Annotated in this window: 5 protein-coding genes; 1 reads left to right on the top strand and 4 read right to left on the bottom strand. The window is 66.2% G+C overall.

The genetic code is table 11. The features are described from left to right. Positions 1-46 precede the first annotated feature (46 nt). The 4 genes from ABZ354_RS02360 to ABZ354_RS02345 all read right to left on the bottom strand — a co-directional run bounded on the left by ABZ354_RS02360 (position 47) and on the right by ABZ354_RS02345 (position 10,004). The gene (locus ABZ354_RS02360) at positions 47-922 is read right to left on the bottom strand and encodes a hypothetical protein (RefSeq protein ID WP_358652019.1); all 876 of its coding nucleotides are present in this window, start codon (positions 920-922) and stop codon (positions 47-49) included. Further along, positions 922-2,415: an AAA family ATPase gene (locus ABZ354_RS02355; protein WP_358652017.1), complete on the bottom strand. Its 1,494-nt coding sequence runs from the start codon at positions 2,413-2,415 to the stop codon at positions 922-924. The genes ABZ354_RS02360 and ABZ354_RS02355 overlap by 1 nt, the downstream gene beginning before the upstream one ends. 472 nt (positions 2,416-2,887) lie before the next feature. Next, a complete protein-coding gene (locus ABZ354_RS02350) occupies positions 2,888-4,600 on the bottom strand; it encodes a recombinase family protein (RefSeq protein ID WP_358652015.1) in 1,713 nt (570 codons plus the stop codon). Between the two features lie 631 nt (positions 4,601-5,231). Then, positions 5,232-10,004, bottom strand: a complete 4,773-nt coding sequence (locus ABZ354_RS02345) for a hypothetical protein (RefSeq protein ID WP_358652013.1) — start codon at positions 10,002-10,004, stop codon at positions 5,232-5,234. A 670-nt stretch (positions 10,005-10,674) separates the two neighbouring features. Between ABZ354_RS02345 and ABZ354_RS02340 the strand changes: the two genes are divergently transcribed. Beyond that, positions 10,675-11,562, top strand: coding sequence for a DUF5655 domain-containing protein (locus ABZ354_RS02340; RefSeq protein ID WP_358652011.1), 888 nt, complete (start codon positions 10,675-10,677; stop codon positions 11,560-11,562). Positions 11,563-11,699: the final 137 nt, after the last annotated feature.

Below are 11,699 nucleotides of genomic sequence, written 5' to 3'. Positions count from 1 at the left end.
GTGGAACAGGCTCGTTCATCGCGGAGCGCCCGTGCCGCACCGGTCTTCACCCCGCAGCGATGTCCCGGAACCCGCCCTCGCAGTACCAGGGGCTGTCGGCGAGCGCGCGGTACAGGGCCGCCATCCAGTTGTTCTGCCGGGGCTTGCTGCGAAAGCGCATCAAGCTTGCGAGCTCGGCCCGGACGTCCCCCGCCCCACCAGCAAGGAACACCTCCTCCAGAGCCGCGCCGACAGTGACGAGTTCGTCGGCGCACTGCTTCGCGAAGAGCGTGTCGAGCTCGAAGGCATCGAAGTGGAACCGCACGCGGTCGGCGAGGTCCTCACCCCAGGCGGGGTGCGGGTCCACGAAGTAGCGGACCCGCCAATCGAGCGGCCCCGGGACAGGTTGGACGAGGAGTTCGGCGCGCAGCCAGAGCTGGTCTTCGATGTCGTCGTAATAGGGGTGGAGGCTCTGCTCTCCCCCTGTGGCCGGGAAGCGATCGAGCTTGACGGTATTGCAGTCGGCGCAGACAGGGATGAGATTGTCGGGCGCTACCGCCAGGAAGGGGTAGTGGGCTTTCGGCAGGTGATGGTCCACCTGCTTGATGCGGCCGATCCCGCACAACGGGCACTTGCCCGGAGCGTTCCTGATCCGGTCGTAGAGCGGGCGCCCGGGGTATTCCTTGTCCCGCAGCCGCCGGTCGTAAAGCCTTATCAGCGCCTTGGTGTGATTCTTATCGGGCGGGTTCGGGCCGAACGCCCCGCGGTCCAGTGAGTGCAGCGCAGACGCGGTGCACGCCGCGTCGAAGGTCTCTGCCGCCTTGACTATGGACTCCTCGTATCCCGACAGAATCTTTCCCTGCACTTTGCCGACCTTGGTGCTGGTGCAGAGCTGGAAGACTTCACGGGCGGATTCCTGCACCGGGCGGTCGATGTGCAGCATCAGCGCGTCCCGTCCCGGTGGCGGCGAGCGGCCACACGGGCCAGCCCACGGCCCTCTGCCCCCAGCGCGTCGTCGAAGGCGTCCAGAATGTCCTCGTAGGTGTACCCCTCCCTCGCGAACTGCTCGATCATGGCGTGGAATCCGGTGCGGGTGACTTCCAGACCAAAAATCTCCCGGGTGATGACCCCCACGTTCTCCCCGAACGTCTCGATCTCGGGGTGATCCACCGCCACGTCGCTTCCCGCCCGGCGCAGCGCCCACACCGCGCGGCGCGGTGTCTCCTGGAGGACCACCGGCGAGTGCGTAGCGATGAGCGCGACCCCGTTGGTGTCCAGGAGCAGTGTGGACAGCACCCGGATGAAAGTCGACAGCAGTGGCGGATGCAGGTGTGCCTCGGGCTCGTCGACCAGGACCAGGGTCCGCTCGGTGCAGTGCTCGACCAGTCTGGCCAGGGTGAGAAGGACAATCTTGTGCCCCGAGCTCAACGGGGCGAAGACGCTCTTCGCGTCGGGCCGTTCGCCGTCGGGGGCTGCGAGGAGAGCGATTCGCTGGTCCTGGAAGATTGGGTCGGTCTCCTCCAAACGCTCCAGGGCCTCACGCCAGCGCTGTTCGCGTACGGGGCCTTGGGACACGCAGGCGCTCGCGCTGTCGGCGAACTCCTGCCCGAGCTCGGATGGCCCTTTCAGGCTGCTTTCCCCGCGTTTCTTCAGGCCGACGTACTGGTAGCCGACATGCCGGGTCGGGGCGAGCGGCTCAAGGGCGTCGAAGGCGCTGAACCCGACAGAAACCAGGTTCGCGAACGGATGGGCATAGTTCCCCGCACGGTCGGTGAGCCGACTTCCATCAATCGGCTGAAGACGCGCGCCAAGCACTGTGCGGGCGAGCGTGTCCAAGACGTGGGTCTTGCCGACACCGTTGCTGCCGATCAGTGCGTGCACGTTGGTCGGCGGCATGGCATCGGGGTCGACTTCAAGGCCCAGGCGGATCCACGACCGATCGGGCTCCGAGACGCGCTGCCGGTAGTCGATGTCGAATTTGGAGCGTGTCGGCCCTCCGGTCGCGATGCGGTGGAACTGGCCGGTCACCGTCTCGGGTTCCGTGCCTCGCAAGAGCGAAGTTGTCATCGCCGCCTCTTCGGAAGCGACCTCGAAGAGGTGGGGATCGAACGCGGCGTCCTTCAACGTCCTGAGGATGGACTCGCGCGTGCTGGAGTCGAACTCGTCACGCAACTGGGTGTAGTAGCTTTCGTCGACCCCCAGCGAGAAGTACCGGTCGGAGAGACGCTCGAACGTCTGCGGGAGGTCGACCCTGCCCGGTTCCATCCCGTAGCAGGCAACCTTGCAGATACCGATCTCGATCTGCCGTGAGCCGTTGAAACACCACAGTGTGAAACTGGTCTTGAACCCGAAGTCGTCCCACATGTCCTGAACAAGGAACGCACCCGGTGCCTCCCTCGGAGGCACACGGCGCGGCGGTATCTGCGTGAAGAGCACCCACGCACGCTACCCGGACCGGTCGCACCACGTCCGCCCGATACTTCTCCTCGCCCGGAGCAATCACCGAATCGCCTCGATACTCGGCGCATCGCGGGAGGGTCTGGTCACCCTCGCGTCGTCAGCGGCCACGGCCAGGAACGGCAGGGCGAACATAGCCAGAGTGACGTGCTTGTGCCCGGCGATCCAGCTGCGGACCTGGTAGTGGTTCAGGCCGCCCTGACCCTTTGCGACCTGGCGCACCACCGTCGGGCAGGCGCGGAACGTCGTCGCCGCACCCGCACCCGCACCCGCACCCGCGTGGATGGTCCCAGACCTGGGACATCTTGATACCGCACCCACGCTCTACCCCAGCCGAGTTCCCGCGGCCGAAGCGAAGCTGGTGTTCTACGAGGCACGGCCCCTTCGGATGCAAGTCATGGATGACATTCTCCCACAGCCCAAGATCGGCAAGACAGAACGTAGTCGTCCTTCACCACGCATCAGCGTGAGGTTGGAAAGCGCTCACTATCACCCGAAGGGTCAGTTCATTGCGCGGCCGGCTGTAGCGGACCTCTAACCCGAATGCGTTGTAGAGCCGCCGTTGGACATCCTCTGGAACCAGCGCAAGGTCGACGTCGAGGGGCGACAACGGATCCGGCAGAGTGTCTTCTGCGGGACGTGCCACTAACTTCTGCACGCGCGGATGAGCCAGCTCCTCGGTGAGCTGTTTGCACTGTCGGCAGAGCGCGGCATGCTCCCGACGGATCGCGTGACGGAACTGCCTCTCCTCGTCCGGATTGATATCCCCTTCCTCGTCACTGTGGCCGGAGTCGTCGGCTAGTGAGCGAGTGAGACGGGCGGCCTGGCGCTGGTTGGTGTCTGTGATGGCACACTCCGGTACCGCTCGCTCCATGGCGACGCGGTTCCCAATGTTGTTGGGGGACCGAGTGGCCTCAAGCGTGACTCTGCGGTGGCGTAGTTCAGGGCCGAAAATAGCCTTAGAGAAGAAGCCTGAAATTGACACGATCAAGATCTCTTCGCGGATCCAGATACTCTTGGGGTGGTCGAGAAACCACGGCGTGTCACGATGTTCATTCGGGTCTGGCTGGCACGCGTAGTACGAGATCTCATGGCGGGTCTTGCCGAACATACGGCGGTCACAGATGTCGCAGGTTACGTACGACCGTAGGACGTAGGAGCGTTTGGTGGCCGGGTGAGCGCTGGCTCCGCTCGTGGTGCGTGATCCCTGGCGGCTGCGGCCCACCATGGAGACCGTGTCGAACAGCTCCTTGGTGACAAGAGGTTCGTGAGTGGGTCGCAACGACCAAACCCAGTCCCTGGGGTCGTTGTTACGGCCGCCCTTCTTCGTCGCCCGGCGGTTCCAAACCTGATAGCCCGTGTATTTGGGGTTGCGCAGAATCTCTCGTACAGCGGATCCGCTCCAGCGGCCCAGGGCTGCATTGGGGCGGGTCGGCTCCGGAGGCGGGTAGGTGACGAGGTCCAGGTTTAGGCGGTCGGCGATCGCGTCGTAGCCGAGCTTGTCCAGCCCACGAAGCTGGAAGATGTGCGTGACTGTCGAAGCTCGGGGTGGGTCGGGGACGAGCCGGTGTTTGGTACGGCCCTCGGATCGGCGAGCCGGGACGGGGTGGGGCACCTTCTCTGCCAGGTATCCGTAGGGAGGCTTGCCGACGTTCCAGCCCTGGGAGACGTGTTCGATGAATCCGTCCCAGGACAGCTCCAGCATCTGGAGCACGTACCACTCTGAGACAGCCTGCTTCACGCGGCGGGTGAGCGTGGGCGTAGCCCGTTTCGCCTTTGAGCCGGTGACGATCGGCTCATCAGCCGCGCACAGGGCGACTCCGGCCTGCTCCAGCTCGTACTCGATCTTTGTGCCGAAGTATGTGCGCCGTGCGACGCGCTCGATCGACTCGCAGATGACGGCAGCGAAGCGACGGTCAGGGCGCTGGGCCTCCTCGAGGAGATCGGTGAGGCTGCCGTCGCGTGGGATGGGGATCTTGAAGTCCTGGTGGGCCAGGGAGTTGCCTCGCTCGTGCAGTTCCTTGCGGCCGGACTCGACGTCGTAGAAGTGGGCGACGATCAGCCAGCCGGCTGGCAGAGCGGCTCTGGCGTTGCGCAGCTGTCGGGGCAGCGACAACGTGGGGTCCTGGGCGTCCTCCGTGGAGGTTCGACCGAGCCAGGCCACCGGGACAGTCACTGGAGGCGCCGCAGCGTCCGGGACGTCGGTGGCCCAGGGGCGGCCGGGTACCGGAGGTGCCCAGGACGACCGGGGGGCAGGTGGGGTGACGGTCATGTGGTGTCCCTCTCCGCGCGGGAAGGCGTACGGCTGGCCGTTTCGGCCTGTCCGCCTTCCGCTGGGGCGCTGTGGCAGGCGTAGAACCACTTCAGTACCTCGCGGATCGCGGCATCTTGCCGTTGGGTCAGCGCCTGAGCGTCCTCGCCGTCGACAACGACGTATTCCACGAACACTCGCGGACCTCCGGCGGGGCAGGGCCTTTCCGGGGCGACGCTGACGGTTGCCGTCGATGGAGGCTCAGCCTCGGTTGTGTCGTCAAGGATGCCGTCCGACGTGTCGGCTAGAAGACGCGAGAGGTGATTCACGGTCGCTCCGGTGAATACGGGGGCCAGGCCCTACTCTGATTGTGAGCAGATAGTAGAAATTCCACGCGGCACATTGTCACGGTCTCAACGGCGCGCAAGAACTCCCCTGAAGACAATTCCGCGCCCAAGTCGCAGATAATCCCGGAATCTCGAATGTGTCGTCTCACGCAAGCTCTCCAGGACACTCCCGGGCCAACTCGACACGCCGAAGAAGATCACACGAATTGACCGAAAAAAGTCACACGAAGGGCGGGGAGACCACCAGAACGGGTTTGCCTCAACCTCTGCCGTCGTAGGGGGCGTTGGCCACCACGTGGTTGCCGTCGACGTAGGTAGACAAGCCGATGATGCGATCCCTCGGCCGCATGCCAGGCGCCGGCCTCGCCTCTCTCTGGGCCGGCGTTGCCGTCATTCCGCCTGTTCGAAAGGAATCTGAAGGCTCCCGCATCCCCGGACACCGGTGAGCATGACGGATTCACTGGTGCGGACCGACAGCTTCCGCAGCGGGTCCAGAATGATCCGCACTGTTGTCGGTATGCCTGCCCCCGCTGCAGCCCGGACACTACGACGAGAAAGAAGTTGCTCTCGGTGGCGGCCCGTTCGAACTCGTGCGGGGTCAAGGAGACGGAATCCTCCTCCGCCCCCAGGAATGACTTCACTTCGTAGAAGCGATTCAACTCGTCCACCGAGTCCGCCCCGACGCCGCGCTGGGCCCGCAGGTCCCGCAATTCCTCGGAGTCCCGTGCCAGAGCCGCCCGTACCAGGGCGAGGGCGGCGCCTTCCTGCTCTTGCGGGGTGAACATCTTCACTCCGCTCCGCTGCTGAGGAACTGCTGAACTTGAGCTTGGGCGGGAGAGCGAGGGACGGCCTGAGCTGCTGGAGGTTCTAGAGCCTGAGGCATCGGATCGCGACCGGTCGTTCTGAGGGACGATAGAGGAGTCCGTGAACACCGGGCGTAGCTCGGTGGGGTCGACGAGGTGCCGTTCTTTGAACTGCCCCGGGGCGTGCACAGGCCGGGGGACTTGGGCGTCTGCGGGGCGTTTTCCGGGCCCGGCGTCGCCGGGCGTTCTGGCGCGCGCTTTTTTGTGGCGTTCGTGGATCTCACCGTGGAAGGCGGCCAGCCGTTGTTGCTCTTCCGCGTCGGCTGCTTCGTTGAGGGCGCTGATGCGGTCCTCCGCCCGGGTGATGTCGATCGCGGACAGGCCGGCCTCGGCGCGTTCCCAGGCTGCCACCCATGCGTAGGCCACTTCACGTCGTCGGGCGCGGAAGCGGCCTGCGAGAGTCCGGCCGGCATGGGAGAAGCGTGCGAGCGCCGAGGTAGATCGGACATACATGACGCCCTGTCCCGTGTCGATTGCTGTTTCGATGGGGAAGTGGACCAGAGGGGCCGGTCCGGGCAGGGTGACCGTGCACGTCAGGCCGGGTTCGACACAGACGAGGAGACTGGCCAGCTCTTCCCAGGTGCAGGTGAGTTCGCGCGCCGTGCCGGGATCGTTGCGTTGGAGATCCTCACGGAGGTGGGCCACAGCTGCCGCGAGGCGGGCCGTGGCGTGTGGGTCAGGGAGGGGGCGCCCAGTAACGTGCGGGGCGGTGTCGTCGGGGCCGACGACGGTGACGCCGAGCCGGTCGATGAGCCCGCGGAAGTGCTCCATCTCCGCCCCGGGGCGCCACACTGCGGCGTCGCTCCCGCTTTCGGCAAGGGCGGCGCCCAGCAAGGCGGCGACCGCCTCGTCCGCCACGGCGTACACAGGACGACGGCTCGTCCAGCCGCGGCTCGTCCATAGCGGCAGCCGCCGAAGCGGCCTGCCCTTCAGCGCTTCCGGATTGCTGGATGCCAGGCTCTCGAGGAACTGCAGGCTCTGAAGCAGGACCGTCTGCGTCTCCGCGTCCGGTTCCATCCGCTTAGCCTCGGGACTGGATGGCACGAGTTCCCGGATGACGGCGATGGCATCGTCTGCGCCGGGCTCCGGCACGCCTAGCATTTGCCACAGTGCCTCCCCGCCGGTGAAGTGGGGAGCGAAGGGACGGAGTCGGCCGAACAGCGGTGTGCCGCGCAGGCACGCGTTCGGAGTCTTCCATCCCGCGTCGGTGAGGACGAGTCCGTCCCCTTGAGTGAAGGCACGTCGGAGGTCGTCGCGGGACAGGTTGCCTGCAGGGGCACGGGAGGGAACCGTCTTGGCGGCCAAGGCGCGGTAGAGCAGCAGGGCACCAGATGCGTCGCGACCTCCGCCTTCCCGTTCTGTGTCTCGCAGTCGGCGCAGCCGACCCACGATGTCGGCGGTGGTGGGTTCACCGCCGACGCCGAGGGCCTTCAGCACGTCTACGCGACGGCCGACAGCGGACTGGATCTCCGGGTGCAGGAGCCCGTCCGCCTCCGCGCCATACACCACGGCAGTCGCCTCGGTCCGTCGGCGCAGGACCGAAGGCGCCATAGGGTTCCCGCTCTCACTGTCGAGCCACGGGATCTCCTTCAGGCGCCAGAGCCAGAACCCGGGAGTAGTATCCACGGAATACCAGGAGCGGTAGGCGTAGGCGGCCGTGACCGACTCATGTTCCGCGTACCGCTTGGCCCAGGTCCTGCCGAGCACATGGATGAGGGCGATGGCCCGCTGACGTCGCACCGTTCCGTCCGCCTCGTCGGCGATCGCGTGTGCAACGGCGTCCAGATCGGGCGTTTCCCGATCGTTCAGGGTGTACTCAGCGCCGAGCGCATTCATCTTCGCGATGCGGCTCTTCGGTGAACCCGGCGCGTGAACGGGCACTTCCCGGCGGTTGAGCCGTTTCTCACGGTGGCGGTGCAGCTGGATTCGGGGTGCCGAATCGGCTCCCAGCAGCCGGAGAAAGCTGAGGGGGCTCAAACCGGCGCCGGTCCCGCGCAGAACGTCGCTGTAGCGCCGGCGCAGCCAGGTGAGGCTCGGGGTGTTCCCCGCGGCGTAGGCGAAGCTCTCAGTGCGGTCGACGCGGTCGATGCCTGCTGGCAGGTACGACTTCGCCGGAGACTCCCACACGTTGCGTCGGCCGCCGTCGGAGTCATATCTGAAGGCTTGGAACGCGACGGCCATACCCACGTCGCCGCCGAGCCGGGAGCGGTCGGGAGCGTCGAGCCGGGCGAAGGCGTCCTGGAGGTTGCGCAGTTGCTCGTCGGTGAGCTGCAAGGCTGGTGCGTCCTTACGGGCCTTGCCGTAACTCGCCAGACGCCGCAGGGCGGTGAGTTCGTCCCCGTCCGTCAGCACAGCATCGCGTTTGGCCAACCACTCTCGTACGCGGGTGGGGGAAGGGGAGTCGGCAAGGAAGGCCGAATGCAGGACGTGGGCGAAGCCGAGGCTCTCCGCGAGGTTGCCGGGGCGGTCGGCGAAGATCCGCAGTTCACTGGATTCCGGGGGCCGGTGCCGGGCGCCACTCTCGTCCGCCAGCCAGGCGAAGGAGGACAGCCGGTGGTCTGCCCACCCGGATGCCACCCCCACGGCGGCCAGCTCGATGGTGCTTTCCAGGGAGCGGCCCTCGTCCCCCAGGAGCTCCAGGGCGTCCCACACGTCGACGGACACCGGCTTGACTGCACCGTGGTCCGCCCAGTCCTTGAGGACTTGGCGGTAGCGGCCTGCCGAGTCCCGCGCGGCGTAAGGGAGGGCCGGGTGCTCGGTGAGCCGCTCGATCTCAGCTTCGGTCAGAAGACTGGTGAGTTCAGCGGCTTCAAGGGCTAGGTCCTCAAGCGCCTGGGGTTCCTGACAGGAAACGTCGACCCGTAGACGCGCAGAGACCTGCAGACGGGCCCGCTCCAGCAGTGCCGCTTCCAGCGCGTCGACGACCTCGGCTTGCTCTTGCCGGCTTGTCTTCTGTGGGAGAGGGACCATCTGCCAGGACGACGCTGGGACGAGCCGGAACTGTTCGGTTACCGCTGCCGTCCACAGATCTGCCAAGCGTGGTACGAGCGCCTTGTTCCAGGCGGTCGCTTGGAGCCCTTGCCGGCTCGGGGTGGGATCGAACGCGGCGTGTACACGGACGGGTAGAGCGAGAGGGGTCACGGGGAGCCGGACGTGGACGTGCCCAGATCGGGCTTCGCTGACGGGCGCGGCGGTGGCCACAGGTTCCAACGGAAGGGCCACGGCCAGGGGAGTGGTGTCTCCGAAAGCCTTCGCCGCAGGTTCGAGGCCCGGCGGTGACACCACGACAGCATGGCAGACCCGCCAGCGCACGCCGACGGGATCGCGCACATCCTCCACCTCGACCGATACGCATTGCCCCGCGACTTCGGCGGTGAACTGCTTGGCGGCCTCTCGTCGCAGCGCAAGACGCCGCACAGTCCGGCCGTGGGTATCGAGGTGGATCACCGCGGCGACATGACGCAGGAAGAGCAGTGCCTCGTTTCCCCAGGAGGCCAGCCAGTCGTCCACGTCGGATGCGGTGAGCGGCTCCTCGGTGAGCGGGACACGGAAGACCGTCCATTCGTCGCCGCCCAGCTCAGGGGGAAGAAGACACGCTGGAGCCAGGCTCAGACCAGATTCGCCGATCCGTAGACGGTAGTGGCCGCTGTGCACCTCGATTGTCGACGAGAGGTGGAAAAGAGTCATGAGACCGATGCCGAAACGCCCGATGGCCTCCGCGTCCTCGGCTTTGCTCGTCAGCCACGGCATCGACAGCGGAATGACGTCTGTCAACACGACCGGTTTGCCATTGTGGGCCACCAGCAGGGTCGCCTCACGTACCTGGATCCGTACCTCGGTCGCTCCGAGGTCCTCCGCATTCTGCACGACCTCCGACAGCCCCTGCAGACGATCCGTGGATACCCCTTTCGCCGCGCGTCGGGCCCCGATCGCCAAGTCCTGCATCACACCTGTTTCGGTGGGCAGCTCAGCCAAGCGCTTGATGGCTGCATGGACCGCTTCCGGCGTCGTTGGCTCGGGCACGTTCGGCCCAGGCGCGCACGTCTTCTTGAACAGCCGCTCCGCCCACTCGGCGGCTTCCTTCTCGTTGGCCGTCCACCGTGCCATGACTCTTGCCCCACCCGTTGTCGCTCCTGCCCCGGCCATCGATTCTCTCCTCCGGGCAGACGTACCGGAGCTGTTGTTCAGAACAAGCCGAGGCTGGCGCTTTGACCTGTCTCCGGACCGAAGACTTCGGCAGACGGCGTCAATCCGAGCGGGATCTCGCCCCTGGTAGAGGCCGGCTACTTGTTCGCCGACGTGCCGAGGTAGGACACGGTCGCTGAGTTTTCGTTCGTCTTGAGGGCTTCAGGCTTCGGGAGTACCCAACCCTTCGCGTAATCCGGCGATTCGACCCCTTCGCCGGCGTGCGCCCATAGGGCAGCGAAGGAGCACGTTCCGCTGCAAGAGTGTGATCTACGTCAACCGCTGGAATAGGCGGTAACTGCGGTAGGTGGAGGGGCGTGGTATCGGTGGGAGGTGGCGGCGGGGCGCAATTGTCGGCCCTATGGTACTGGCGACCCCGCTCCATCCGCTGAGCTACGGCGACTGACCTGCGTAAACGCAGGCTTCCGACCGCTCGGCCCGGGTACCTGCGGGACGTATGTGGGATCGGGGTCCTTGGGACACCCATGTGGCCCGGACGTAGCTTGTCGCACCACCTTCACTCGCCGCAGGACCTCACGGAAACAATCTTGCCCTCCCTGACGTTCTCGATCTTCGAGCCGAGGAGGGGAAGGTGTCGAGCCTGAAGTTGTTCCACACGACGAACAGCGGCGTGACCGAGGTCATGCCGCGTCTTGCTGAGGCTGAGGCGGATGTGCAGGACCTCATCGAGGCGCACATGGAGACGATGCTGGGCGTCAGGTTCCTGGCGAGCGAGTACGCGATTGACTGTGTCGACGGTGGACGGATCGACTCGCTGGGCCTCGATGAGAACAACGCACCGGTGATCGTGGAGTACAAGCGGGGCACTGACGCCGGCGTGATCAACCAGGGCCTCTACTACATGGCGTGGCTGATGGCCCACAAGAACGCCTTCCGGAGCCTGGTCCGCGACCGGCTCGGGGCACCGGCCGCGTCCCAGATCCTATGGAGCGCACCCAGGCTGATCTGTGTCGCCGGCGACTTCACCCGCTACGACGCGCACGCCGTACGCGAGCACCGGCGCTCGATCGACCTGGTCCGCTACCGGTACTTCGGCAGCGACCTGATCGGCCTTGAGACCGTGGCCTCCGTCACGGGGCACACGTCCACCAGGCGGCTGCGCCGGCGTGCGGCCGGAACGTCGCCTGCCCGGAATAGGGGCGGGGCCCTGCCGGAGCTGGCGGAGGCGGTCGACGAGGCGCTGCTCGGCCTGGGGGACGGCGTCACCCGGGTCCAGCGCAAGCAGTACGCGGCATACCAGCGGCTGCGGAACTTCGCCTGCGTCTGCCCGCCGCAGCAGACCAAGCTCCTCGTCTACCTCAAGGCCGACCCGAAGTCGGTCGACCTGGTGCCCGGCTTCACCCGGGACGTGACGGAGGTCGGTCACCACGGCACGGGTGACCTGGAGCTGCAGTTGCGTACGGAGCGGGACCTGGATCGCGCCCAGGACCTGTTCCGCCTCGGCTACGCCGCGGCGTAGAGACCTCTTCTGTCGGAGGCATGCCACACGCATCTGTAGTTGTGGGTTCATCTTGATGGTGCCCTTCGACGCGGCGGACAGGGAATGGCGGTGGAGCACCCATAGTCCGGACGATCCCCGCTAACCGGGGATCGTGC

The sequence above is a fragment of the Streptomyces sp. NPDC005925 genome (assembly GCF_040638805.1).
Lineage (GTDB): Bacteria > Actinomycetota > Actinomycetes > Streptomycetales > Streptomycetaceae > Streptomyces.
The sequence above is the reverse complement of the archived record's forward strand: the minus strand, read 5'-3'. Positions and strand labels throughout refer to the sequence as shown.

What these genes read in the sequence shown, in the direction of transcription:
- ABZ354_RS02360 (WP_358652019.1), bottom strand. Translation starts at nt 922, where the DNA reads ATGCTGCACATCGACCGCCCGGTGCAGGAATCCGCCCGTGAAGTCTTC.
- ABZ354_RS02345 (WP_358652013.1), bottom strand. Translation starts at nt 10,004, where the DNA reads ATGGCACGGTGGACGGCCAACGAGAAGGAAGCCGCCGAGTGGGCGGAG.